Source organism: Candidatus Dormiibacterota bacterium (assembly GCA_035544955.1).
GTDB lineage: Bacteria > Chloroflexota > Dormibacteria > CF-121 > CF-121 > CF-13.
The window spans coordinates 39,239-63,484 of sequence record DASZZN010000014.1 but is presented as its reverse complement, the minus strand read 5'-3'; the positions used below and the strand labels follow the sequence as shown (position 1 = coordinate 63,484).

The 24,246-nt window shown below is 65.6% G+C and carries 22 protein-coding genes and 1 tRNA gene; 5 read left to right on the top strand and 18 right to left on the bottom strand.

What is annotated here, in order from left to right; all coding sequences use genetic code 11:
• Positions 1–72 precede the first annotated feature (72 nt).
• Entirely contained in the window at positions 73–987 is a 915-nt protein-coding gene (locus VHK65_05570; GenBank protein HVS05619.1) for an ABC transporter substrate-binding protein, read from the top strand.
• A gap of 36 nt (positions 988–1,023) precedes the next feature.
• On the opposite strand, the gene VHK65_05565 is transcribed toward VHK65_05570, so the two are convergent.
• Positions 1,024–1,443, bottom strand: coding sequence for a hypothetical protein (locus VHK65_05565; GenBank protein ID HVS05618.1), 420 nt, complete (start codon positions 1,441–1,443; stop codon positions 1,024–1,026).
• A gap of 31 nt (positions 1,444–1,474) precedes the next feature.
• Positions 1,475–2,821, bottom strand: coding sequence for an extracellular solute-binding protein (locus tag VHK65_05560; GenBank protein HVS05617.1), 1,347 nt, complete (start codon positions 2,819–2,821; stop codon positions 1,475–1,477).
• Between the two features lie 131 nt (positions 2,822–2,952).
• Here VHK65_05560 and VHK65_05555 point away from each other — a divergent pair, with 131 nt between their 5' ends.
• Positions 2,953–3,861, top strand: coding sequence for a dihydrodipicolinate synthase family protein (locus VHK65_05555; GenBank protein HVS05616.1), 909 nt, complete (start codon positions 2,953–2,955; stop codon positions 3,859–3,861).
• Positions 3,858–4,523: a rhomboid family intramembrane serine protease gene (locus VHK65_05550; protein HVS05615.1), complete on the top strand. Its 666-nt coding sequence runs from the start codon at positions 3,858–3,860 to the stop codon at positions 4,521–4,523. Before VHK65_05555 ends, VHK65_05550 begins: the two co-directional genes overlap by 4 nt.
• Before the next feature lie 25 nt (positions 4,524–4,548).
• Here VHK65_05550 and VHK65_05545 read toward each other — a convergent pair whose 3' ends face one another.
• Positions 4,549–5,352 (bottom strand): hypothetical protein, encoded by an 804-nt coding sequence (locus VHK65_05545; GenBank protein HVS05614.1) that lies wholly within the window; start codon positions 5,350–5,352, stop codon positions 4,549–4,551.
• Between the two features lie 55 nt (positions 5,353–5,407).
• Here VHK65_05545 and VHK65_05540 point away from each other — a divergent pair, with 55 nt between their 5' ends.
• A complete protein-coding gene (locus VHK65_05540; GenBank protein HVS05613.1) occupies positions 5,408–6,121 on the top strand; it encodes a metallopeptidase family protein in 714 nt (237 codons plus the stop codon).
• Position 6,122: 1 nt separating this feature from the next.
• On the opposite strand, the gene VHK65_05535 is transcribed toward VHK65_05540, so the two are convergent.
• The 10 genes from VHK65_05535 to VHK65_05490 form a co-directional block, all read right to left on the bottom strand.
• A complete protein-coding gene (locus VHK65_05535; protein HVS05612.1) occupies positions 6,123–6,935 on the bottom strand; it encodes a hypothetical protein in 813 nt (270 codons plus the stop codon).
• A gap of 14 nt (positions 6,936–6,949) precedes the next feature.
• A complete protein-coding gene (locus VHK65_05530) occupies positions 6,950–7,183 on the bottom strand; it encodes a dodecin family protein (GenBank protein ID HVS05611.1) in 234 nt (77 codons plus the stop codon).
• Between the two features lie 9 nt (positions 7,184–7,192).
• Positions 7,193–9,067 (bottom strand): transketolase, encoded by a 1,875-nt coding sequence (locus VHK65_05525; protein HVS05610.1) that lies wholly within the window; start codon positions 9,065–9,067, stop codon positions 7,193–7,195.
• Between the two features lie 42 nt (positions 9,068–9,109).
• Entirely contained in the window at positions 9,110–10,402 is a 1,293-nt protein-coding gene (locus tag VHK65_05520; GenBank protein ID HVS05609.1) for a DEAD/DEAH box helicase, read from the bottom strand.
• 176 nt (positions 10,403–10,578) lie between these two features.
• Complete coding sequence (locus VHK65_05515; GenBank protein ID HVS05608.1) at positions 10,579–11,988, bottom strand: amidase; 1,410 nt, start codon at positions 11,986–11,988, stop codon at positions 10,579–10,581.
• Between the two features lie 37 nt (positions 11,989–12,025).
• Positions 12,026–12,403 carry a MarR family transcriptional regulator gene (locus VHK65_05510; GenBank protein ID HVS05607.1) on the bottom strand — a complete coding sequence of 126 codons (378 nt, stop codon included), beginning with the start codon at positions 12,401–12,403 and terminating at the stop codon, positions 12,026–12,028.
• 128 nt (positions 12,404–12,531) lie between these two features.
• Positions 12,532–13,011: an SRPBCC family protein gene (locus VHK65_05505; protein HVS05606.1), complete on the bottom strand. Its 480-nt coding sequence runs from the start codon at positions 13,009–13,011 to the stop codon at positions 12,532–12,534.
• A gap of 541 nt (positions 13,012–13,552) precedes the next feature.
• Positions 13,553–13,834 carry a hypothetical protein gene (locus VHK65_05500; GenBank protein ID HVS05605.1) on the bottom strand — a complete coding sequence of 94 codons (282 nt, stop codon included), beginning with the start codon at positions 13,832–13,834 and terminating at the stop codon, positions 13,553–13,555.
• Positions 13,835–13,856: 22 nt separating this feature from the next.
• A tRNA-Glu gene (locus VHK65_05495) sits at positions 13,857–13,928 on the bottom strand.
• 81 nt (positions 13,929–14,009) lie between these two features.
• Positions 14,010–14,738 carry a hypothetical protein gene (locus tag VHK65_05490; protein HVS05604.1) on the bottom strand — a complete coding sequence of 243 codons (729 nt, stop codon included), beginning with the start codon at positions 14,736–14,738 and terminating at the stop codon, positions 14,010–14,012.
• A 532-nt stretch (positions 14,739–15,270) separates the two neighbouring features.
• Here VHK65_05490 and VHK65_05485 point away from each other — a divergent pair.
• Positions 15,271–16,137: a glycosyl hydrolase gene (locus VHK65_05485; GenBank protein ID HVS05603.1), complete on the top strand. Its 867-nt coding sequence runs from the start codon at positions 15,271–15,273 to the stop codon at positions 16,135–16,137.
• Here VHK65_05485 and VHK65_05480 read toward each other — a convergent pair.
• From VHK65_05480 to VHK65_05460, 5 genes are read right to left on the bottom strand one after another with little or no spacing between them, the layout of a single operon-like run.
• Complete coding sequence (locus tag VHK65_05480; GenBank protein ID HVS05602.1) at positions 16,134–17,093, bottom strand: glycosyltransferase; 960 nt, start codon at positions 17,091–17,093, stop codon at positions 16,134–16,136. The two genes, VHK65_05485 and VHK65_05480, sit on opposite strands and share 4 nt — an antisense overlap.
• Positions 17,090–19,876 (bottom strand): oligosaccharide flippase family protein, encoded by a 2,787-nt coding sequence (locus tag VHK65_05475; protein HVS05601.1) that lies wholly within the window; start codon positions 19,874–19,876, stop codon positions 17,090–17,092. Before VHK65_05475 ends, VHK65_05480 begins: the two co-directional genes overlap by 4 nt.
• The gene (locus tag VHK65_05470; GenBank protein ID HVS05600.1) at positions 19,873–21,996 is read right to left on the bottom strand and encodes a glycosyltransferase; all 2,124 of its coding nucleotides are present in this window, start codon (positions 21,994–21,996) and stop codon (positions 19,873–19,875) included. Before VHK65_05470 ends, VHK65_05475 begins: the two co-directional genes overlap by 4 nt.
• Before the next feature lie 11 nt (positions 21,997–22,007).
• Positions 22,008–23,417, bottom strand: a complete 1,410-nt coding sequence (locus VHK65_05465) for a hypothetical protein (protein HVS05599.1) — start codon at positions 23,415–23,417, stop codon at positions 22,008–22,010.
• A 1-nt stretch (position 23,418) separates the two neighbouring features.
• Complete coding sequence (locus VHK65_05460) at positions 23,419–24,009, bottom strand: sugar transferase (GenBank protein HVS05598.1); 591 nt, start codon at positions 24,007–24,009, stop codon at positions 23,419–23,421.
• Between the last annotated feature and the right edge of the window lie 237 nt (positions 24,010–24,246).

Below are 24,246 nucleotides of genomic sequence, written 5' to 3'. Positions count from 1 at the left end.
GGACGGCGGTCGTAGAATTGGGTCGCTAATTTTGGCCAGGACAATAACCCCGTTCGGGCGAGGAGCGGGGAGATGACGGCCGCGCTGCAGAGACGTCTCGCGCTGAGCGCATTCCTCGCCATGACGCTCGGTGCCTGCAGTCTCCCCAGCCCTGGGGTCGCCAAAGCGTCGCCCTCGACGACGGCGCTGGCAATTGCCAGTCCGACGCCGCCCGCCATCACGCCCCCGACCAACCTGGTCCGGCCCGGCACCATCACGTTTCTTTCGGACACCACCTACCCGCCGCAGGAATCGATCGATGCCTCCACCCAACAGGCGGTCGGGTTCGACATCGAGATCGCGCAGGCCGTCGCTGCCAGGATGGGGATGACGGCCACCATCCAGACAACCGATACGCCGCAACTCGTCCCGGCCCTGCTGGCCAAGAAGGGCGACGCCATCATCTCGGCCTTGCAGATCACCCCCGATGTCCAGCGGCAGGTTGCCCTCGTTGCCTACTTCCGCGCCGGGCAGGCGATCCTGGTGCGAAAGGGCAACCCCTCGGCGATCACCGGCCTGAGTGACCTCTGCGGCAAGAAAGTCTCCGTCCAGGTGCAGAGCCCGGAGGAGACCTCCATCGACGAGGCGAATGGTGGCGTATGCAAGGACAGCAAGATCAGCAAACAGGTGTACCCGACCGACCTCCAGGCGGTGCTGATTCTCAAGCAGCACGGGGTGGAGGCCGCGCTCGATGATTCGCCAGTGGCGGCCTACTTCGTCAAGCAGACCCCCGACCAGCTGGAGCAGGCCGGCGCGCCGTTCAAGACGAATCCGGAGGGGATCGCGATCGATCCCAAGAACGGCGAACTCCTCAAGGCGATGCAGCAGGCCATGATGGCCATCTACAAGGACGGGACGTATCGCACGATCCTCACCAGGTGGAATCTGCTGGATGGAGAGATCCCGGCCTCGCAAATCGTAGTGACGCCCAGCCCGAGCAGCTCGTAGCCCCCACCCTACCCTCCCCCCGAGGGGGAGGGACCTTTAGCGGCGGCCGGCGATGTCGGGTGGCTCGACCTTCCAGTCGGCGTCCTCTTCCTGGACGGGTGGGTTGGCGAGCCGCCGATGATACATCTCGATCCGGAGGATGCTCGCGGCCGTCAGGGCCAGCGCCAGCGTGATACCCACCACCGCCTGATTGCGCGCCGCGGACACCGCGAGGTTCGGGTCGGAGAGGGCGATGCCCTGGACGAGGTTGAGCACCACGCCGCTGAGCCCGGTCACCGCGATCGAGGCCACCACCGCCGACACGGCCAGGCGCGCCAGCAGCGCTTCCGCCACGCCGAGCGCGAGCCACCGCTCGCGAGCCATGATGGTGATCGCGCCAAAGGTGAGGACGAGCAGCAGCAGCAGGATGATGGCTTCGATCAATCCGATCCGATAGACGGCGCTGTCCTGCGGCATGCGCGTTCCATCGTAGCCCGATGCGAGGGGCTTAGCTCGAGAACCGGGCCTGCAGGGCGAGCAGCTCGGCCTGAGCCTGCGCCATGGCGGTCGTCGGGCTGGCGCTGCCGAGCACCAGGTCGTGAAGGTGGCGCTGCAGGACCGACGACGCCTCGACATAGTGCCCCAGCTTCGGCCGCGGGCGGGCGTTGGCCAGGTTGGTGAGGAAGACGCCGATTTGCGGATTCGCTTTCCGCAGGTCAGCGGAGTTCTGCAGCGAGGTCCAGATCGGCAGCTCGGCGGTCTGTTGTGCCTGGACTTCCGGGCTGGTCAGATAGCGCATCCAGGCGACCGCCAGGTCGGGGTGGGCGCTGTTGGCCAGCACCGACAGGCCGAGGAAGCCACTCACCGAGGCGGCACTCTGTCCGCTTGAGGCGGCGGCGGGGATGGGCGCGACCGAGCCTTGCCCGACGATCTGCGAATAGAGCGGATCGTTCATCGCCCCCCACACGAAGTTCCAGTTCGTCGTGAAGGCGACCCCACCAGAGAGGAAGGCTCGCATGGCGTCCGGTTCGTTGCTGGCCGCGATGTCGGTGCGCACCAGGTGTTCGTCGATCAGTTGCCGCATGAAGGCCGCGGCGCGTTGCGCCGGTTGCTGGAGCAACAACGGCTTTCCACTGACATCGAAGAGGTCGCCGCCAAACTGCGCCGTGATCCGGACGAAGTCCGAGACGAGGCCCTCATCCTGCGCCCAGGAGTCCGTGTAGGGCACGACGCGGTGGCGCAACGCCGTCATTTGCGTGTACCAGTCCTCCAGGGTTTTGGGCGGGTCGTTGAAACCCGCGGCGCGCAGCTGGCTCTTGTTGTAGTAGAGGCTCTGGATGTTGAGCACGTGTGGCATCGCCCAGTTCACACCCTTGAAGGAGAAGGCGTCGAGCAGGCTGGGCATGATGTCGGAGCGGGCATCATCCGGGATCTGGTCCTTCAGGCTGAGGAGTTGCTTGCGGTTCGCAAACTCCGGTACCCAGACCTGGTCGAGGCCGACGACATCGTATGGAGCCGGCTTCGACAAGCCGGCCGCGAGGATGCTCTCGTAGAGCTCGCGGTAATGCGCCGTCTCGATCGAGACGAACACCTTGTTGTCGTGGAGGGTCCGGAACTTGTTCGCCAGCGATTGCAGCACGGTCGCGTCGTAGCCGACCTGGTCGAAGAGCAGCGCCCGGATCACCGTCGCGCCAGGCGGCGGCGTGGGGGCCGTACTCCCGGGTCCGGTCCCGCAGGCGTCGAGCACCGACGCAAGCGTGAGGCCACCCGTCAGGCCGAGGCCGACGCGGAGCCCGCGGTCGAGGAAGGAACGACGTGTCAAGCGGCGCGACGCCACGGCATGCGTGTCGAACACGTTGTCGTGAGGCTATCAGCGGTTTGTTAACAGGCCCGTCGGGACGGGTCGGCGCGCAGCGACAATGCCGTCGCGGCTGCGTAACAAGCGGCCGTCCACGGTTGGGGCCCCGCAGTCCATAGAATCGCCAGATGGGCGCACGCTGGCTTGCTGGCATCTTCCCACCGATCGCCACGGCCTTCGCGCCGGACGGCGCGCTGCGGCCGCCGCCGGCCGGGTTCCTGGAGTTCCTGAACGACGGCGGCCTCGATGGCGTGGTCGCGCTAGGATCGAACGGCGAGGCGGCGCAGTTGACCGAGGCCGAACGGCTGCAGGCGATCGGAAACGTGCGCAGCGCCCTGCCGCCGCCGCTGCGCCTCATCGCCGGGACGGGCGCGGAATCGACGCGGGCGACCATCGAACGGACTCGGGCGGCCGCCGCGGGAGGGGCGGAAGCCGCGCTCGTGATTGCCCCTAGCTACTTCCGGCGGCAGCTCACGGTGGAGGCGCTGCGCGCCCACTACCACGCCGTGGCCGAGGCGAGCCCGATCCCGATCCTGATCTACAACGTTCCGGTCCACATGGGCTACGACCTCGGCGCCGAATGGATCGTGAGGCTGGCCGGACACGCCAACATTGCGGGGATCAAGGACTCGTCCGGTGACATCGCACGACTGCCCCGACTGCGCGAGCAGCTCGGGCCCGATTTCATCCTGCTCGCCGGCGCGGGCGAGAAGCTGCTGGACGCCCTCGAGGCGGGGGCGGACGGCGCGATCGCCGCGCTCGCCAACCTGGCCCCGCACGCCTCCGCCGGCATCCGCAAGGCGTGGCGCGAGCGCCACATCGACCAGGCACGCCAGCTGCAGCGCACCATCGCGCCGCTCGGCGAGGCATTGAGCGGCGGCTACGGCGTTCCCGGGCTGAAGGCCGCGCTGCGCCTGCTGGGATATGACCACGGCGACCCGCGCGTGCCGCTTCCCCCGCTGGCCACGACCGAGCTTCCGACCCTCCGGCGCCTGCTGGAGGACGCCAAGCTCATGCCGCGGGCGCTGGCCTCGTGATCCCCCTCCGGGACTACAACCCGACCCGCCGGCCGTCCCTGCTGACCTGGGGACTGATCCTGATCAATTTCGCGGTCTACTTCTACCTTGCGCAAAACCCGGTGATGAACGAGAACGCGATTGCGCAGTACGCCGTCACCCCGGCCGACATCACCGCCGGTCGGCACCTTGGCACGCTGATCACGTCGATGTTTCTGCATGCCAGCCTGCTGCACGTGGGCGGTAACATGCTGTTCCTGTGGATCTTCGGCAACAATGTCGAAGACAAGCTGGGCGAGATCAAGTTCCTGGTCATCTATTTCGCCTCGGGGATTGCCGGCAGCTTGCTGCAGGTCTATCTCACCCCGACGTCAACCGTGCCGATGCTGGGTGCGAGCGGCGCGATCTCCGGCATCCTCGCGGCCTATGTCCTCTACTTCCCGCGGGCCCGCGTCCTCACGTTCATCGTGCCTTTTTTCTTCATAACGATTTCCGCCTATCTCGTCATCGGGTACTGGATCGCGCTGCAATTGTTCGATGCTTTCCTGGGCCTCGGCGTCACCGGCGGTGGCGTAGCCTACTTCGCCCATATCGGTGGATTCGCCAGCGGACTGATCCTGGCGGTCCTGCTGCGGCCGCGGGAACATCCCGATCCGCACCCGGGCTTCCCGGGGTATGCGTAGTGGCGGCCGGCGCCGCGCGAGCACGCTAGCGGGCGTACTGCCGGATGCGTCCGCTCTCGACGCAGAACAGGTGGTCGGACACCGGGAAGGCGGCTTCACGGTGACGTTCCTGGACGTCGTGGCGGAGCCGTCCCATCAACTGCGCCTGCTGGCCGGCGGCGATCAGCGACCCGCGCTCCGGCACCCCGACGACCGGCACATCTTCCAGCATCTCCTCCAACCACGCCCAGACCTCCGGGAGGAGCATGAGCGCCGCCCCGTACGGCCGAGGGTCGACATAACTCAACATCAGCATCTTCGAACGGCCCTCTTTGTCGGTTTCCAGGCCGGTGAACTTCATACCGTTGCGGAACATGAGCGCCAGGTTGCCCAGCGCGATGACTTCGACGTGGTCCCGGCCGACGTTCCAGGCCGCCAGGTCCTGGGGCAGCAGGTAGCGCATGCCCTGTGCGTAGTGGGCGGCGTAGGTGACGACCATGTCGTTGAGCATCCTGCGGTAGACGACCGGGCCGCCGGCCGACTCGAGAAAACTGGCGGGCCGCAGCACCGGCAGGATCAGGGGAGCGCCGAAGAGCGCCTCGCTGTCGCACTCCTGGTCGAGCCGGCGCAGGCGCGCCGCGAAGAGCCGGTCGAGCGCGCTCGGTTGTTCGCGGTACTGCTGGTAAAAGCTGTCGAGGTTGAAGCGCAGGTCGCCTTCGCGAACGCGGCGGATGGTCAGCTGAAACGGCTCCGGCCCCTTCTTGACTGTCCAACCCGGGCGCAGCGCGGTCAGGCGCTTGAGCACATGGTTCTCGAAGTCGTGGGCATTCATCGTTGTCTGCTGGCCCATTGCCGATGTAACGGGGTCCCGAAGGTAGGCTTGCAGGCTGCCCTCCGTAACAAAGATGCCGCTTAGCCGCTGGTTCCGCGGCGGCGCGCCGAGCCTGCGAGACCGGGTGGTGAAAGGTCTACAACAGGCTCGCGACGGTGACGCGGATGGCGCGATCGAAACAATTGCCGAAAGGTTTTCCGACGCGCTCCAAGAGCTCCGCGCCCTGCGGGAGCGGGTGGACGTGGACTGGCTCCGGCTCGCCGCCCGCCTCGCCTACCGCGCCGGCGACATGCCCCAAGCAGCGGATTTCGCGCAGCAGGCGCTCGCGGGCGAGGAGGACGCCGCGACCTGGAACCTCCTCGGGCGGATTCGTGTCTGGCTCGATGATGGCGACGCCAGCACGGCCTTTGCGCGCGCGGCGGCGCTGCGTCCGCAACATTACGGGATTCCGCACCGCGTCTCGCGCGACCACTTTGCCCGTCTCGCCGAGAAGGCGCTAGCCGGCATCCCGGAAACCTTCCAGACGCAGATGTCCAACACCATGATCGTGGTCGATGATCTGCCCGACATCGACGCCGTCCGTGAGGGGGAAGATCCGGACCTGGTCGGCCTCTACGAGGGCGCGACCGTGCTCGAACACGGCCTGCCAGAGCGGATCGTGCTCTACCAGCGCAATCACGAGAACGTCGTCACCAACGATCGGGAGTTGGCGGAAGAGGTGCGCGAAACGATGCGGCACGAGGTCGGCCACCACTTCGGGATGGCCGAAGACGAACTGCCGTACTGAGTTAGGTCTTGATGGGAAAGGGGTTCCCGGAGGGGGGCAGCCCGAGCGTCCCGCCCTGGTCGATCTTTGTCAGTGCGGCGATGAAGTCGTTGAACCCCTGCTGCGGATCGTAGCCGGTCAACGACTGGTAGGTCGCACCCAGTGTGGGGCCGCCCGACCCGCAGACGGACGTCCAATCGAACGTCAGCTGGGAGTGCAGGTAGTAGAGGAAGAGGTCACCGCAGCCGGCCGCGATCTGGTCGGTGTCGCCGGCGGAGTTGTCGTTGACGTAATCGCGGTGCCCCTGCGCCCACCAGTCCTGTTCGGTCGGATTGAACTCCGCCGCGATCTCTGGATGGCGCTCGAATGCCAGCACGCGCGACAGCGATTCGCCGTTGGTCACGGCGCAGTCCCAGCCGTTGTTGATGGCCGCCTCGAAAACCTCGACGATCTCCGCCGTCAGGAAGCCGGGCGCGCGCACGGGGTCTGAGAGCACGTGGACATCCGTGCCGGCACAGGTTATGTGATAGGCACCGCCGGCGTTGGGATCGGCGTAGACATAAAACGGCAGGCTCGGTGGCGTGAGCCCGCCGAACCACACCTGGGTCGCCGCGTAGTCGGCCTCGGCGCTGCCGAGCATCGCTTGCGCGGCGGCATCGCCATCCGCGGTTCCATCAGAGAAGACGATGAAATTTTGCGTCTGCCCGGCCTTGGCCTGGCCCAGCGCTGCCGGATGCCGTCGCTGGTGGGCCTGGACCGTGCTGGCCGGCAGAGTCAGGCCGGGAGGCATGAAGACGCGTGCCTGCGCCTTTGAGCCGAATAGGCTTCGCAGCATGGCCGGCGGAGGCCCTACGCCTTTTTCTTCGAGGTGCTGGCGGCTGCGCGCTCGATGCGGAAGCCGATCCGGACCTGCACGTGATACTCCGTGAGGCGGTTGTTCTGGACGACCGCCTTCGACGACACGACCTCCACCGTCTCGATACCGCGCACCGTCTTGGCTGCCTCGTTTACCGCCTCGCGCGCGGCGTCGCTCCAACTCTGCTTCGAGGTCCCCACCAGCTCCAGGATTTTCAGAACGGCCATTGCTCCCTCCTATATTCCGTAGAGTCGCTTCGCGGCCGCCACGATATGCCGCGCCGAGATCTCCGCTTTGTCCATCAGCTCCACCGGCTTTCCTGAACCCGGCAGCCCGCGCACCGCGAGGTGCACGATCCGCGGCGGAGCCATGTCGGAGGCCAGGGCCTCCATCACGGCGGCGCCGAGGCCGCCCTCGGGGTAGTGGTCCTCGACGACCACCAGGCGGCCCCGCGTCTGAGCCGCCGCCTCCTGCAGCGTGACCTTGTCGACCGGCTTGACACTGTACAGGTCGATGACGCGCGTCTTGATGCCCTCGCGTTCGAGCTCGTCGGCCGCCGCCAGGCAGTTGTGCAGGGTCACACCCGCCCCGACCAGCGTCACTCGGTCGTTCGGATCGCTGCGGACCAGCTTCGAGCCGCCGATGGGAAACTTCGTCCCCTGGTCATAGAGCACGGGATACGCGCCCCGGGTGGTGCGGAGATAGCTGATCCCCGGTTGGTCGGCCATCGCACTGACCAGGTGGGCGGTCGAGGTGGCATCCGACGGATAAAGGACGGTCGAGCCGTGGATCGCCCGCATCATCGCCAGGTCCTCGAGCGCCATTTGCGACGGCCCATCCTCCCCGATCTCGACGCCGGCATGCGACCCGGAGAGCCGGATGTTCGCCTGTGAGATCGCCCCCATGCGGATGAAGTCGTAGGCGCGGCTGAAGAAGGCGGCGAAGGTTGAAGCGAACGGGATGTAGTGGCGCACGCTCATCCCGATGGCCGTGGCGACGAGCTGCTGCTCGGCGATGAAGATCTCGAAGTAGCGATCCGGGTAGGCCTTGGCGAACTCGTCGGCAAAGGTGGAGTTGCTCACCTCGCCGTCCATCGCGACCACCGTCGGGCGGGCCCCCAGCGCCTTGAGCGTATCCCCGTACGCCTTGCGCGTCGCGACCTTGTCTCCCTTTTTATAGGTGGGGAGCGTGATCTCGACCTTCGCATCCTTGATGGCGGGTTCACCGGGCTCGGGCTTCAGGCCGTCGACGCGGAGGTGGCGCACGCCGCCCAGCTCGGTGATGGCACGCTCCGCCATATCGGCGGGCAAGGCCTTGCCGTGCCAGCCATCTTTGTTTTCGATTTCGCTGAAGCCTTTGCCCTTGACGGTGCGCGCGATCACGACCGTCGGCTTGGTGGTGGCCTCGCGAGCCTGCTGCAGGGCCTGATCGATCTGTTCCAGGTCGTGACCGTCGATCACGATGGCGCGACCACCGAAGGCCTGGACCCGGTCGCGGTAGACATCGGTTTGCCACTCGTATTCGGTGGGGCCGCGCTGGCCGAGGCGATTGATGTCGAACATGGCGGTGAAGTTCGAGAGTCCGTAATAGCTCGCCTTATCGAGCCCCTCCCAGATCGATCCCTCAGCCAGCTCGCTATCGCCGGTGAGCGTCCAGACGTGGTAGGGCAGCTGGTCGAGCTTGCGACCCGCGAGCGCGACGCCGACGGCGATCGGCAGGCCCTGGCCGAGCGACCCGGTGGCAACGTCGACCCAGGGCAGGATCGGGGTGGGATGCCCCTCGAGCCGCGATCCGAACTTGCGGAAGGTGAGCAGCTCATCATCGCTGACCACGCCGACCGCTTTGTAGATGGCGTAGAGCAAGGGCGAGGCGTGCCCCTTGGAGAAGATCAGGTGGTCGTTGTTGGGTTGCTTGGGGTCGTTCCAGTCGTAGCGGAAATAGCGGGTGATGAGCACGGCCATCAGGTCGGCCGCCGACATCGATGAGGTGGGGTGGCCGGAAGCAGCGGCGGTGCTGGCCCGGATGCTGTCGACTCGCAACTGCTGCCCGAGCTCCCGGATGAAATCCAGGCCCTGGGTCGTGTGGACCTCGCTCACCGAGCTCTTTGCCATCAGCTCACCCCGCTGTTGTTTTTGACGCCCCTCGTGCTTAGATTAAGCGCCAGCCGAGGCCGGCCGCTGGTCGGATCGATACGGCCCGCGCCCTCGAGGACGGCGACGCCGCCGATTCCACGATTGGGCAGGACGGGCGGCACCGGACGGCCCGGGCGTGACGCGCGCGGTGCGCACCCTCGGTTCCGGCTCGACGAGCGAGGCGGCGACGTAGCGCCAATCCCCCTCGGCCAGCAGGCTCCGAACATCTAGCTCGGGCAGAGCGGGCGCGCCCTGGCGGCGCAGGGTGCGCCAGGCGACCTCATCTTCCGGCGTGACGAAGGTCAGGGCGCGACCCTTGACCCCCATGCGGGCCGTGCGGCCGACGCGATGGGTGAGCCACTGTGGCGAATCCGGGAGGTCGTAGTTGATCACGAGATCGACGTGGCTGATATCGAGACCGCGGGCGGCCACGTTGGTGGCCACCAGGACGTTGGTCCGGAGTCCCCGGAAGGAATCCATGGTGCGGTCGCGGACGTTCTGCGAGAGGTTGCCCTGGAGGTCGGCACTGTCGTGGCCGAGATTGCGCAGGTCGCGGCTGAGCTTGCGAACCCCGTGCTTGGTGCGGCCGAAGACGATGGCGGAGCCGCGGTGACGCTGCAGCAGCTTGCTGAGCGTGCGCAGCTTCTCCGGACGGCTGACCCGAAGGAGGCCGTGCTCGAGAGCATCCTCGGCCGGCGCGGCGACCACGATGCGGACCGGGTCGTCGAGGTGACGCTCGATCATGCGGCTGACCCAATCGGGCATCGTCGCGGACGCCAGGGCCATCTGGGGCTGGTAGGTCAACTCGATGATGCGCTCCACATCCGGCGCGAAGCCGGCGTCGAGCATCTCGTCGCCTTCGTCGAGCACGAGGAACTGAACTCGGTTCAACGACAGGCGTCGCCGCGAAACCATGTCGAGGATGCGACCGGGTGTCCCGACCACGAGATCGACGCCGGCTTTGAGATCGCGTTCCTGGGTGGCGTAGCCGACGCCGCCGTAGACCAGGGCCGATTTGAGGCCGGTGGCCAGGGATTGGAAGACCCGGTCGACCTGGATGGCGAGTTCACGGGTGGGTGTGACGACCAGCGCCCGCGGCCCGGGTCCTTTGACGGCGATCAGCCGTTCGACGATCGGCAGGATGAAGGCCAGCGTCTTCCCGGAGCCGGTTGGGGCCTGGATGACGACATCGCGTCCCCGTAGCAGGGGCGGGATGGCTTCGACCTGGACAGTCACCGGGCTGTCGATCGAGTTTTTCGCGAGGGCGGTCAGGAGGTGGGCATTTACGCCCAGGTCGGCAAACGTCGTTGTCAAGAGGGTACTCCTCGGTCCCCTCTACCTATCTTTGTGTTGGCCGATCTTCAGGACACCGTTTAGCAACGGGGAGGAGAACCGAGAGCGGGCGACCTCAGAATTGGGAGGTCACGAACAAGTGTACCAGCTTGGGCCGACGCCTAAACCATCGATCCTGTCCCAAGATCGGTGCATCCCTAGATCAGCGGCCGGCGAAAGGAGTCGGGTATGGCCACCTCGACTGCCCGCCCGATCCGAAGCACCGTATCCTCGCGCCACCGCCGGCCGACGACCTGCAACCCGATCGGCAGGCCTTCAGCGTCCCAGCCGCAGGGGACCGATAGCGCCGGGCACGGCGCGACCAGGTTGAAGACACCCGTCATGTCGGCGGCGTGATAGCGACCATCCGCCGGAGGATCCTTTGGTCGGTCAGCCTTGCCGGCAGGGCTGGGCCCAGTGGCCATAGTGGGGCAAAGCAGGGCGTCGTAGGAAGCGAAGACAGGTGCGAGCCGACGCCAGAGATCGGTCCGCGCCAACTCGAGCCGTTTGAGCTGCACTGCGCTCAGCGCGTTGCCACGCTCGATCAGCCTCAGGACATCCGGATCCATCTTCGGTGCGTATTGCTCAACCAGGTGGCCGTAGTAGCTGGCCATAAACACGCTCCACAGATCTACCCAGACGTCTTCGTCCTTCCGCGTCACACTGACCTCGACTTCGTCGACAACCGCCCCCGCCGCACGCAAGGCGATGGCCGCCGCGCGCACCGAGGCCTCAATGGCCGGGTCGACGGCCCAGAGTCCTAGGTCGATCGACAACGCGAGGCGGAGACCGTTGACCGACGCCGGGACCGGCGACTCGAGGTCGAGCGGGCAGGGAACGGAAAGGATGTCGGCATCATCCGGTCCCTGGGTGGCTCGCAAGAACACGCGCACGTCGTCGACCGTGTGAGCCAGGGGACCATGGTGTGACATCAGGTCGAAGAGGCCAGGAAGTGTGTCCATCGGAATGCGACCCAGTCCGGGCTTCAGCCCGACGATTCCGCACCAGGCGGCCGGGATCCGCACCGACCCTCCCATGTCGGTGCCTTCGGCCAGCGGTACGCACCCGGCCGCGACCGCCGCGGCGCTCCCTCCAGATGAGCCACCCGGCGTACGCTCGAGGTTCCAGGGGTTTCTCGTGATGCCCCAGAGCGGGCTGTCGGTCACCAGTGTGTGCGCGAACTCCGGAGTGGTGGTCTTGCCGACGATGATCGCGCCGGCTCGCCGCAGCGCCCCAACGATGTAGGCGTCGCGATCCGGGATCCAGTTCTCATGCGTGTAGGAGCCGAGCGTTGTCCGGTGACCGGCGGTCGGCGTCGTGTCTTTCAGCGCCATGGGCACGCCATGCAGCGGGCCTAATGTCTCGCCACGAGCCACTGCTTCGGCGGCGGTCTGCGCGGCTTCCTGGGCGTCGTCATGCCAGACGAAGCAGAAGCAGTTCAGTTTCGGGTTGACGTCCTCGATGCGGGACAGGGCATTGGAAACCACTTCGACCGGCGAGACGGTGCGCGCGGCGATCATGCGCGCCAGGTCGACGGCCGGCGTGAAGGCGAGTTCGAGGTCTGTCATGTCGATCACATAACAATATCGAGCGGTCGGAGTGTCGTTAAGCGGTCCTCTCGCTTCGTGGATGGCCTGCCATTGCCCGGAGCGCACCGATCAACCGCGGTCTATCCTCGACGGCCTGGAAATAGTCTTCGTCCGCGGACTCCACAGCGGCAAGGGCCAGTTGAGCGGCTTTCTCCCCTTGCTTTGTCAGGCCAAGGCGAAGGGCACGCGGGTCACGCGCATCGGGCTCCCGCGTGATCAGGCCCTTGGCTTGCAAGGCCCGTACGACTTGAGAGGTCATCATCACGTCGGTCCCGGCGTGATCGGCCAGCTCACGCTGGCTCGGTTGGCCGCCGTGCGCGATGAGCCACCAGGTGCTAGCCAGCAGCACGAACTGGACGTGCGTCAACCCCATCGGCCGCAGGGCAGCAGCCATCTGTCGCTGCCAGCGTAGGGAGGCATGCCACAGGAGGAATCCCGGGCTATCCCAGGCAGAGCGGAAGCGCGAGGACACGAGTCGCCGTCCTTTTCCTTGCGCGGCAATTGCGCGCCGCCGGGTGGCCACTAGGCCTTGCGCAGGCTGGGCGTGACTGATTGCAGGGCGAGCCGCGCCAACGACTCCATCGCCTCGGGAACGTCGGCCGTAATCTGCGGACCGAGGTTCGGCCCCGCCTCGTCTGCCGCCGGGCCGGTGATGATCACCCGGTGGGTGATGCGCGTCTTCCCCGTGTTCGTCGGTTCCAAGAAGTGGTCGAACCGGATCGCGAGACCGGGGATGTAGGTCTCGTCCGAGAAACTCTGCAGCGGTCGAACTTCGAGGACCTTGAAGGGCAACGGATCCTGACCGGGAACCTTCAGGTTGCCCGTGCTCCCGCCGGCAAACGGACCGTTCAGCGTCACCCACTCCAATCCCTGATCCCAGCGCGGCCAAGCGGGGACGTCGGCATAGAGGGGCCAGATGGACTCGGGGCTCGCGCCGGTCTCGATCGAATGTTCATAGGTCCACATCTTGAGATCCTCCTGGGCGGTTTGATATGCGACCATATTATAGGCCCGCATAGTGTTTGTCAGGCCGCTTCTCACGGGAATGCTTGCTTACCGCACGCCTAAACTCGCCGAAGCCTTACCGGTGGAGAATTCGTACTAGCTTGATGACTTCATGAGCTTCGGCACAACAATCAGAACTCTAGCCAAACGTACGCTGCCGCGGTTTCTGCTTGAGCCGTTGGCGTGGGCCGAACAGCGGGTGAGCGCGGCGCGTTTCAGGGTGCGGCGCCGGGGCCGCACCGATTACCGCGTGAACTTCGAGCAACGGAGCCTTCGGAAGGCAAAAGCCGTGATCTTGTGGCGTGACGATTGGCAGCAGGCAACCGGCGCAACCCTCGACATCATGGACCAGCTCAGCCTCGTGCGCGACGGGGACACCGTGGTCGACTATGGCTGCGGCATCGGCCGGATCACCCGCGCACTCTGCGAGAGGTTCGATGTTCGGGTCCTCGCCGTGGATCGGTCCGCAACGATGCGAGACCACGCGAGGAGCTATTTGCCGACCGAGTACCTGCGATCCGGAGCCGTCACGATCGTCTCAGATCGCGACCTGGTGGGCCAGAGCGAAATCATGGGCAAAGTGCATTGCATCCTCATGATCGAAGTCCTCCAACACATCCCCGAGCCTATCCTCGACCAGTTGCTTCCGGAGTTGGTCGCCCTCCTCGAGCCGCAGGGAAAGGTGTTCGTACTCGGGAACAACAGTCTGGACGTCGATCGAGCGGGAAATAGCGGAAGCCCGATCGAACCTGTCCTCAGCCGTCACCTTCAAATCGTGCGGCGGGACCGCTGGATGTCCTGCTTTGCCTATGCCCGGCATTCGTTTCTCTGCGGGCAGCGAGTACCCCCAGGCGGAATCGAACCGCCGTTCCGGCCTTGAAAGGGCCGTGTCCTAGCCGCTAGACGATGGGGGCATGACGCGGAATCATGGTAGCGAAGAATCAAATGAAAGAGCCGGGCTCGGTGCCCAGCTCTTGCCTTCCGAATAGTCGCGTTTAGCGAATGGCTCGGCGACGAGTCGATAGACCAGCGGCGATGAGCGACAGGCCAGCCAGTAGGAGCAAGCCCGCGCCAATCGGAGCTGTTGCTCCGCCGCCGGTGCCGGCCAAGACGGCAGCCGATGTCGAGGTTGTGGTTGTGGTTGTTGTGGTCGAACCCGAAACTCCGCTACCGCTCGTACCGGCGGCCGGAAGGTAGCGAACGAGGCCGCTTACGGGAGGACCGTTATATCCAGGCCGCGGAGCAAATGGCCCCGTGCCGCACTCGCCCATGTCGAACTGGTAGTAACCCGCGACTGTGACAGTAAAGCCGCTCGAGAGGACTTGTTTCTGGTGCGCGGTGAACGTCTTGGTGAACTCGGTGCTGAACACCAACATCTCCTGGGTATTGGTGGTGTTCACCATGTTCTCAAGTTGCGCTTCCGTGTAGGGGGTGTTCGCGTTCAGTGCCGCCAGGTGGTAGATCTCCAGGCGGAAGCAACCATCGCGCGATGTGTCGGTCTCGTTGAAAGTGTCAACACTGAACGTAAAGGCATCTCCCACCGAGTAATTGGCCGGCGGGGACTTATATCCGACAAGATTGACAAATACCCAGCCGTTCTGGGTTGTTCCGGCAGGTCCCGGGGAGTGGGCGGCCGCCACCGCGGCGGTTCCGATAAACAGCGCGGCGACGATGCCGGCAGCCAGCGCTCCTCGGAATAGTCCTCTTCGAGCCTTGTTCCTCATGTTTCCTCCTGAGTGCAACCCATATGGAATTTTTCGTCGACCGGGAACGCCCCGGTTGAACTCAGTTCATTATGGTCCCATTGTCACGAAAACGTCAAGTCCTGACGTAGGAATGATCCCGCGCGCACCCTAGAGACGGTCCCGTTTCTGCCCTGTCAAGGCGCGGCCGCTGGGGCCCCGGGGACGCGGCCGTTGCTCTGACATGGGGAAAATTTGGGGCTTCGTCCTTGTTTGCGTCCTGATTTGGGGGAGCTGGCTGACACTCGGACCCGCTATCCATATTGCCGGCATCTTCGGCCCCCAGGCTCTAGCAACCGCAACCCCCTCGGCGCCGGCCAGGGCGACGCTGAGTCCAACCGCAACCGCATCGCCTGCCAGCACGGGGGCCCAGGCGTCACGGCCGGCGGCCACCACAGCACCGCCGCAGACGGCCGCGCCAACCCAGGCGCCTGGTCCGGTCAGCACCCCTCGCCCGACACCGCGACCAACACCCCCGCCCCCTCCGCCGGTTCCGTGCTCAATCGCTTTTGGGATGTACCAGACGGGCGCTCCGTGGTCATGGGGCCAGTACAATGCGGTCGAGGCGCAGATCAATCGGCACAGCGCCATCGTTCACTGGTACGCGCAGTGGGGAAACCAGAGCGGCGTCTTCAATCCGTCGACGCTGAACCTGCTGAACGGCGTTCGCCAGCACGGCTCGCTCCCGCTGATCAGCTGGGAGCCCTGGGTTGGGCCGCCCGCCACAAACAACCCCTTCCCGCTGAAAGGGATCGCGGCCGGTCAGTTCGACACCTATATCGATAGTTGGGCGACGGGTCTGGCCGCCTACGCGCATCCCATAATGCTGCGCTGGGGGCCGGAGATGCAGGGCAACTGGCTCCCATGGGGGGCGAACATCAACGGCAATACGCCGGCCGACTTCATCGCCGCCTACCGACACATCCATGACCGCTTCGTCAGGGCAGGCGCGAGCAAGGTGCAATGGGTATTTGGGGCCGACGGCGACCCCAATGGCGGTTTCCCGCCGCTCGGCCTTTTCTATCCGGGCGACGCCTACGTCGACTGGCTGGGAAGCGACATCTATAACGTCGGCACCACGCAGCAATACGGGACGTGGCAGCCAATGAGTGCCCGGCTTCAGCTTTCCTACAACCGGCTGACCGCGCTGAGCGCCAGCAAGCCGATCATCCTCGCCGAATTCGGCAGCGTCGAGCAGGGAGGAGACAAGGCAGCCTGGGTCCAGCAAGCCGCGGTGGACTTCCGACGGTTGTTCCCACAGGTCAAGGCGGTGGTCTGGTTTAGCGAGGGCATCTACTCGTTGACGACGTCCGCGACCGCCATCGCCGGCGAGCGAGCGGCCTTCGGAGCGGCGCCCTTCTGCTTGACGCTTCCCTATTAGGCTTCGCCGATCCGCACGGCGACTTCCTCCGTAATGCCGCCAACCTTGTAGATGCGGCGCACCACGCGGGCAAAGGCCAGTTGGAGCGGACGGGCACGGGCGCGATCGGCCAGCCACAGACATGCGCTGAACATCCTTCCGGCGGCGTCCGTTGCCGCCGGACTCACGCTCCAGGAACGGGCGAGGACGGAGCTCAGCCATCCGGTCGTCTCATTGGGTGATAGCTCGTTGAGCGGGCGCCCGTGCTTGCGCGATAGGCGCACGACGGCACGCCCGGCGCTGTAGGACTGCCGTCGAAACGCCCCGTAGCCGACGCGCATCCGATGCTGGCTGACTGCCGCTTCGCTTACGACGAGTGGAATAGATAGTGCAGCCAACCGCAGGCCGAAGTCCGTATCTTCACTGCCCCATGCGCGGAAATCTTCATCGAAGCCGCCGACCCGTCTGAAGGTCTGCTTCCGGACGGAGAAATTGCCGGCCCACAGCATCCAGCTCGAACCGTTTGGACGATGGCTCGCTGGCAGGGTCCGGGTTCTCGCCAGCTCATAGGCGAGCGCGGCGCCCATGCGGTCATAGCCGGGCGCAAGCGGATAGCACCCCTGAACAATAACGTCGTCATTTCGCTCGTGTTCTTCGAGATGCGCAGCGACAAGCTCGGGAACCGGGACATGGTCGTCGTCGAGGAAGATGATGACCTCGTGCCTGGCGAGGCGCGCCGCAGCATTCCGCGCCGCCGAACTGCCGGCATTCGGCTGGGCACTCCACCGCAAGGCATACCCGGGCTTAAGGCCCGCCAGCGCCGCTTCCGTTCCATCCGTTGCCCCGTCGATGAGGACAATCACCTCGAATCGGTCAGGGTCAATCGTCTGGCGATCCAGTGCTCTCAGGGCGGCAAGGACCCTCTCCCGCCGGTTGTATGTGGGTATGCAGACCGAGGCCTTCAGTGGCATTGTCATGCTGATCGCTCCGCGCTGTCATCGGGCACCCGGCGAATCCCTTGGAGCCACCACGCACTGATCCCGCCGATGACGACCAGTTGGATGGCGGCGCCCGCCGCAAACGCAATGGCAGCCCCCACCAGCCCGGCGCGCGGTACAAGCATGAGACCAGCCACAACGGTGGTGAGCATGCCCGCGCCCGTCGCCGTCGCATCGACGGCCGGGCGTCCGCGCGCGATCCAGGCCCACTCGAGTACGGTGTACAGCGCGTACAGACCCATCCCGATCGCGAGAATGGCCAGGGGAGCGGCCGCCTGCGCGTAACCCGAGGCGAAGAGGATGGACACGAGAGGCCGGCTGAAGAGTACGAGGAATGCCACCAGCGGAACCGTCAGGACGGCGACGATCCGCAGAGCGCGGAGCACGTACTCCGCGACGGCTCGGGCGGGGAGGTTGGCGACACGCGGCACCAACGGGACCGTGATGGCGGTGGCAATCAGCATCAGGCCGTTCACGACCGTCTTGGCGGCGGCATAGGCCCCAGCAGATGACGAGGACATCAGGCGCGTGACGAGGATGAGGTCAGCGCCAATCCAAATCGAGAAGAACGCCGTCTGCAAGAAGAGTGGACTGATGAATTTGCGGATCTCTTGTATCCGGACCCGCGAAACGGCATCACGCACGAAATGAAGCGTGAGTGGCGCCATCGCCTGCATCGGCATGAGCCCGACCACGCTCGACAACCCGTAGACGATGAGGTAGGCGGCGGGGCTTCGTTGACCGCCGACAGCCAGACCGATGATGGCAAGTAGCTGGATGACGTTAGCCAGCAGGTAGACGCCGACCATGGCGCCGTATCGTTCGAGGCCCCGCTGAGCTTCACGATACAGCTGTAAGACGGCGAGCCCAACCAGGTTGGCCATGACACCAACCACGAGCCATCCCCGAAGCCCGGCGATGTAAGAGAGGGGTAGCGCAATCGCAAGGCTCAGGCCCAACACGATCGCTACGACGACCACCCAGTTGGTGAAGTGCGCGTTCTGTTCGGCAGGCGCGCCTTCGCTGCGAGCGAGCGCACGAGAAAGGCCCTGCTGCGCATTCCCGACCAGCATTCCGGCAATGGTAGCCAGCGCCAGGGCATAAGCAAAGATGCCGTAGCCAGCCGGCAGGAGCAGGCGCGCCGCGACAACCGAAAACAAGAGGCCGAGGAACCTTGCCGCCGTATTGCCCGAAAAGACGATGGCGGACGACCGAAGAAATGGCATTTCCGGTGCGAGCCGCATCGCGGAGCGGGCGGCCGACGACAGCGCGATCCTGATCGGCCCACCCCACTGCGGCGCCGGACTAAGTTCGATGATTCTGGCCGGTTCAGCCAAAGGTTTCAGTCGCGCCAACTGCAGAGCGCCAAGCACGCCGATCACCATCCAGAACAGCTGGCTAAGGCCAGCGTAGGTGAGATATTCGCCGGTCGCCCCCATAATCGCAAAGCCGATGACATAGGCCACGGCAGTCGCGCCGATAGCCCGGACGGTGGGGTCGGGGGCCATCCGATTACGCCAGCCGACCGCACCGACCGTCGCCAGCATCAGTAGCAGCGCACCCACGCCAACAACCCCGGCCCGGAAAGCAAGGCGTAGGTATTCGTTGTCGACGAACGACGCGAGTTGCGTCGGGACCGCGCCCGGAATCACAGTGCCAGTGCCGGTCAAGAGGTGATCGCCGATGACAGGCAGAAAGTAGGCATTCCAATAGCGGAATCGGGTCTCGAGGCTTACGGGACCGGAGCTGCCGCTAGCGACCGAAGAGAACTGCTGCGTCGCGCGCGCCGAAACCTGGGGCCAGAAAACAGCGAGCCCGACGAGAATCGCCGCGGCGACGACCAGGAGCTGTCGCGGGGCCCGGCGAGCGTGCCAGATGACGACCAGGATCACGATGACCAGCGCGATAATGACCGCCTGAGTCTGGCTCGCCAGCACCGCAACGGCATTTGCCGCCATGACAAGCGTGAGCCACCGCTTGGAAAAGGCCGGGTGCGCCCAGGCGGCAAGCGCCAGAGCCAGGATGAAATTGAGGAGCGCAAAGCCGCCGAAAGCGCTCCAATGTTCGAGAAGCGAGTCTGGACGGCATACCCCAAACTGGCAGATCGCCTCGCCGCTGCCGTCCATCGGAAAGTAGCTGTTGATGAACGTTCGGACACCCGGCACGTCTGCCAGCTGCGCCAAACCGATGAGCGCGATGACGACGCTGGCGGCCATGGCCAGGTTCAAGATGGCGTACAGGCTCCGTTCGCGAAGTTCCGTTCTCGAAAAGATGAGATAGATCAACAGATACTGGGCAGGCGCGAAGACCACCCGCCACACCGTGAAACCGCCTCCATCGTGCCCGACGAACAGGACGAGCGCCGGAATGATCAGTCCGCTGAGGCAGTAGCCCCCCACCGCGAGGTCGAGGCCGGTGAACGGGATCCTGCTCTTCTTTGGCACGTAGCGGACCAGCAGGGCGAGCCCCACCAACGCTGCGATAACCTCGCTGGTCCGAAAGAGCGGGATGACGGTATCGCGTCCGAGCCCGCCGGTCAGCGGCACCGAAAGAACCAATACGGCGCAGCCAATGGCCGGCCGCCAAATCGTCAGGGCGACCAGGGCGCCGCCGCCCAACGCCACGAGCACGATCGCGCCGGCGGCGCCACCCCGAGCGGCTAGCGCCACTGCCAGAACAGCGGCGACGGAGACACCGGCGGCGAGCCAGAGCTGGCCCGGTTCTTCGTAGGCCCCCTTCGGACGGGCGAAGGTGGCGATCATGCCATCGGGTGCAGCGCCGCCAGGTAACGAGGCGCCACCGTTTCCCAGCGAAGACTCTCAAGCGCCTGGCTGGCACGGGCTGCCTGCCGCTCGGCTGCCACTGGGTCATTGAGGAGGCGGTCGACCTGACGCGCCAGACCCTCGCAGTCGCCTGGCGTGAAAAAGGCGACTGACTCGGGGTCGAAGTGTTCTTCGATCCCGGGTAGCCGCGCGCAAACTACCGGGATGCCCATGCCGACGTACTCGAGCAACTTCATCGGAAGGATGAACTCCCCAAAGCCGTCAGCGATAACCGGCACAATGCCAAGGGTGGCGGAGCTGATTCGTTCCATCGCCTCCGGCCACGGAAGGAAGCCGCCGAAGGTGACCGCATCGCGGACGCGGAGCTCAGTGGCCAGGCGCTCCAGGGCTGGCTGGTATTCGCCGCGCCCCAGCACATCGTAGGTGAGATCCGGCCACGCGTCGCGGAGAATCGGAAGAGCGCGAATTGCGACCTGGACACCGTAACGCTCGACCAGGCTGGCGTGGGTCACGAGGCGAGGACTACCGTTTGATGGCTTGCGCATGGCCACCGTCAGGGGCTGAGTGTTGTACACGACCGAGATCTTTGCGGCATCGACGCCCCGGCTGACGAGAGTGCGCCGGAATAGATCGGTCACAACGACCGCATGATCCACCCAGCGCAGCGCCCATCGTTCGATCTGGCGTGCAAGCTTGATAATCGGGTGGCCGGAATCCAGGCCGAGGCGCGTCATGGCGAGCTCGGGGAACATGTCGTACATGTAGAAGACGACACGCGCGCCCCGCAGCCTCGGAACGATCGCCACAAAGGGAAGGAAGTCCGGGAGGTTGTCGACCTGGATGGCATCGTAGCGACGCCGTAGTCCGAGCGCGGTCACGATCGGAAAGGAAAGGAGAAAAAAGGCAGCGAACTCGACCACGTAATTGAACCGATGCTCCCGCCGATGCTGCACGGGTAGCGCGAATATGCGCATCCCGGGAAGGAATGAGCTTGGTGGAAGCGGGTTAGCTGGCTCCATGCAGATAAGGTCGATCTGCATGCCCTGCGCTGCGAGGTGCTCAACATTTCGTCGCAGCAGCGGCGCGTCAGGGTACGCGTGTTGGCTGACCAGCAACATACGTCGGGCGCGTCGAGGCGGCTCGGTCAGCAGCGTCCGAAGTCGTGTCAGTCCCTCGAGTCGGGCCGCACGCAGATCCGTCTGGAGGCGCAGGCTACGCGCGGCGAGCGCCTCGCGCTCCTCGTAGGCGCGGCTAACGGTCCGGGCCATGTCGGTTGGATCGTTGGTCGTGAAGAGGGCGGCTTGACCGAAGCGTTCGCGCATCTCGGGAAGGTCGGTGAGCACGAGAGGCTTACCCAGTGCGACCGCTTCGAACGCGGCCCGGTTCATAACACCCGGCAGCCCGGTGAATGCCGCGACCACGTCAGCCGCTCGTACCTCTCCGAGGAAGGTGGGATAGTCGAGCCACCCGGTAAAGACGGCATTCGGTGGCGCTGCGGCGCGTACGCCCGCTGACACTCGCGCTGGGTCACCGGTAAGGCGTAACTCCATCGCCGGCACTTGCCGAGCCGCCTCGACTACAGCGGCGACCGGCTCGTCCCAGTCCAGGCTCCCGGCGATCAGCACGCGCGGAGCGCCTCCGTGCTTGGGCTCTCGAGCCAGGGCTGGATCGGGCAGCTCGTCCGGGAGGACCATGACGTGGACGCCCCAACCCCGCACTTCCGCGAGGGCCTCCTGCGTGTGAACGAGGACGGCCCGCGATCGACGCATGAGGAAACGATGGAGCGGAAGCGCCCAGGCCCACTTCCGAGAATGCAACGCGAGCGTGTGGCAGTCGATGACCAGCGGGCGGCGGTGGACGCGACACCAGAGCCACGCCACCAGTGGAGCAAACACCGGGGGTGTGATGACGATGACGACCCGGGGATCGAGCCGGCGCAGCTGCCTCCAGGCGTCAATGCCGTCTCGCACGTATCGGAGCGGCAGTTGCCACCGGGCACGGCGTAGGCGGCGCCCGGCGACGAACCGCGCCTCGCCACCCAGCTCCTTCGCGAGGCCCTCGGTGCGCGCTTGAAATGGCGACCAAGCGAATGCGACCAATGGGCCGCGCGTCACGACTTTGCGGTCGAGCCCTCGTGTGATCCCGATACCCCGCGAGCGACCAACACGCTACCAGCGACGGCGAACCCGGCCTGGCGAAGCGCCTCCGCGGCATCGCGCGCCTCCCCGAAGCGGGTCTGCTTCGCAGTTGCCACCAGGATGGCGAGCCTGGCTGTTCCCGCGAGCGACATGGCGACCGGATCTGTCTGCGGCGAAGGCAGGGACAGGACGGTGAAGTCGTAGGGCGTTTTGCCGTTCGCGAGTGCGCTCAACGCCTGCCGCGGATCGTGCGTGGAGGGCAGCGGGACTATCGTCAGACCCGAACCGTTCGGGCTTACCGGGTGGGGGATGCCGTTCACCGGGTCGGCGCGCACCAACACGACCCGCTCTCCGCCATAGGCGGCGGCCTTACCAATCCCGGTCGCCACACCATCGGCGCGATCACGCGGGGCGGCGGCCACCACCATCAACATCTTCGCCTCGGGGTACTTGGCGCGTACGCTTGCCAGCGCCAAGGCATAGGCGTTGCGAGACGCCGCATCCGCCCTCCCGTTCGCGGCGACGCCGCGAAACCCGGCGAGGACCAGCGGCGAACCGGTGGCTTCGGCCAGGCTTTCGGCGCTGTAGAGGCGATCGTCGAACCGTTCAACCAGCAAGGCGGCCAAAACTCCGAGGGCCAGCCCGATCGCCAGCGCAGCCAGGACGTAGCGGAGAGGGTCCGGGCTAATCGGTCCAGTTGGAGGTCCTGCGAGCGCATTGACCGTCAGGGTGGAGATGCCGTGCGATTGCGCTAACAGGATGTTCTGCAGCTGCGTGTACACGCCGCTGTACTGGCCCTGAAGCAGGCTCAGCCGGGCCGCGTGATCGCCGATTGCAGCCGCATTGGTGCCGGGCTTCTCGCTTTGTACGGTCTGGATCGCGGCGTCCAGCCTGGCAAGTTCGGACTCGAGGTAGGTCCGCCGTGGCTCGAATCGAGCCAGCACATCGGCGCGGTTTCGATCCACAAGGCTCTGTGCGACCGCATTGGCGATACGCGCCGCCCGATCGGGCGAGTTGTCGGTGGCATCGATCGCCAGTAGCGTGGTCCCCCGGACCGTGCTGGCATTTATCTGCTTTGCCAGGCGATCGGGAGACACGCCGAGCTTAGCCTGATCAACCACCTGCTGCAGCAGCGGCCCACTGGTCGCCTCGGCGATGTACAGCCGGGTAAGCGTATCGCTCGCGCTCAGGGCGGAGGCAGGATCGGACGCGCCCTCCCACTGAGCGTCGACCAGAAGGAGTGACTCGGCTTTGTAGGTCCTAGGCAACAAGATGACGGCGGCGACGCCGGCAAGCAGGCAGAGGCCAACGACCGCCAGGACGATCGGCAGCCGGTGTCGGAGAGCGCCCGAAACCGTTTTCAACTGACTCCCCCGCTCCATCCTAAAGGTTCCTCGGGCGGCGTCCAAGTAGCGACGGAATCGTATAAGCAAGGATTTTGAAGTCGAGCGCGGGCGAGCATTCGCGAACGTACCGCCGGTCGAGGGCCATCATAGCGGTTGCGGGCAGACGATCGCGCCCGAGCACCTGCCACATCCCGGTGATCCCCGGCCGCACCGCCTGGCGCTCGAAGTAGGAATTCTCGTAGAGCGCAAGCTCATACGGGATCGCCGGCCGCGGGCCAACCAGGCTCATCTCGCCGCGCACCACATTAACGAACTGTGGCAGTTCGTCAAGACTCGTGCGCCGAAGCACCCGACCGACCCGAGTGACGCGGCGGTCCTTCCAGGCCTTGTACCCAAGGGGTGCGGGACTTCCGGCGAACCAGGCTTCGGCCGCGCTGCGGTGCTCGCGGTCGTCGGAACCAGGGTACATGGAGCGAAACTTCCACATCGTGAATGGTTTGCCGTAGCGACCGATGCGCTCCTGGCCAAACAGGACTGGTCCGCCACCGTCCAGGACGATGAGGGCGGCGATAGCAGCCATGAGTGGAGCAAGCGCGACCAGCACCAGGACGCCGATCCCGAGATCCATGGCTCGTTTCCAGCGGTGCACTGGCAGGACGGCAGGGTGGGTCGTCTCAGCCGTTGTTGCATACGCCCAGGGCCAGAACGATCTCAGACGGCGGACGACCCCGACCATGTAATTCGCCCTAGCCGCAGCGACCAATGAGGGGCTGCACAGAGGGTACAGTCATTGTATCAATGAGTAAATAGTTGTCAATCCTCCGCATCACTTTGCCGAACTCTTGCCGCACATACTGTAACGTTT

Excerpts from the sequence above, each read along its gene's own strand:
- VHK65_05515 (HVS05608.1), bottom strand. The coding sequence starts at position 11,988 with ATGACAGACCTCGAACTCGCCTTCACGCCGGCCGTCGACCTGGCGCGC.
- VHK65_05530 (HVS05611.1), bottom strand. The coding sequence starts at position 7,183 with ATGGCCGTTCTGAAAATCCTGGAGCTGGTGGGGACCTCGAAGCAGAGT.
- VHK65_05535 (HVS05612.1), bottom strand. The coding sequence starts at position 6,935 with ATGCTGCGAAGCCTATTCGGCTCAAAGGCGCAGGCACGCGTCTTCATG.
- VHK65_05510 (HVS05607.1), bottom strand. The coding sequence starts at position 12,403 with ATGGCTGCTGCCCTGCGGCCGATGGGGTTGACGCACGTCCAGTTCGTG.
- VHK65_05505 (HVS05606.1), bottom strand. The coding sequence starts at position 13,011 with ATGGTCGCATATCAAACCGCCCAGGAGGATCTCAAGATGTGGACCTAT.
- VHK65_05570 (HVS05619.1), top strand. The coding sequence starts at position 73 with ATGACGGCCGCGCTGCAGAGACGTCTCGCGCTGAGCGCATTCCTCGCC.
- VHK65_05540 (HVS05613.1), top strand. The coding sequence starts at position 5,408 with ATGCCGCTTAGCCGCTGGTTCCGCGGCGGCGCGCCGAGCCTGCGAGAC.
- VHK65_05490 (HVS05604.1), bottom strand. The coding sequence starts at position 14,738 with ATGAGGAACAAGGCTCGAAGAGGACTATTCCGAGGAGCGCTGGCTGCC.
- VHK65_05480 (HVS05602.1), bottom strand. The coding sequence starts at position 17,093 with ATGACAATGCCACTGAAGGCCTCGGTCTGCATACCCACATACAACCGG.
- VHK65_05500 (HVS05605.1), bottom strand. The coding sequence starts at position 13,834 with ATGCCGGGCATAGGCAAAGCAGGACATCCAGCGGTCCCGCCGCACGAT.
- VHK65_05460 (HVS05598.1), bottom strand. The coding sequence starts at position 24,009 with ATGGATCTCGGGATCGGCGTCCTGGTGCTGGTCGCGCTTGCTCCACTC.
- VHK65_05465 (HVS05599.1), bottom strand. The coding sequence starts at position 23,417 with ATGGAGCGGGGGAGTCAGTTGAAAACGGTTTCGGGCGCTCTCCGACAC.
- VHK65_05525 (HVS05610.1), bottom strand. The coding sequence starts at position 9,067 with ATGGCAAAGAGCTCGGTGAGCGAGGTCCACACGACCCAGGGCCTGGAT.
- VHK65_05545 (HVS05614.1), bottom strand. The coding sequence starts at position 5,352 with ATGGGCCAGCAGACAACGATGAATGCCCACGACTTCGAGAACCATGTG.
- VHK65_05475 (HVS05601.1), bottom strand. The coding sequence starts at position 19,876 with ATGATCGCCACCTTCGCCCGTCCGAAGGGGGCCTACGAAGAACCGGGC.
- VHK65_05555 (HVS05616.1), top strand. The coding sequence starts at position 2,953 with ATGGGCGCACGCTGGCTTGCTGGCATCTTCCCACCGATCGCCACGGCC.
- VHK65_05565 (HVS05618.1), bottom strand. The coding sequence starts at position 1,443 with ATGCCGCAGGACAGCGCCGTCTATCGGATCGGATTGATCGAAGCCATC.
- VHK65_05485 (HVS05603.1), top strand. The coding sequence starts at position 15,271 with ATGTACCAGACGGGCGCTCCGTGGTCATGGGGCCAGTACAATGCGGTC.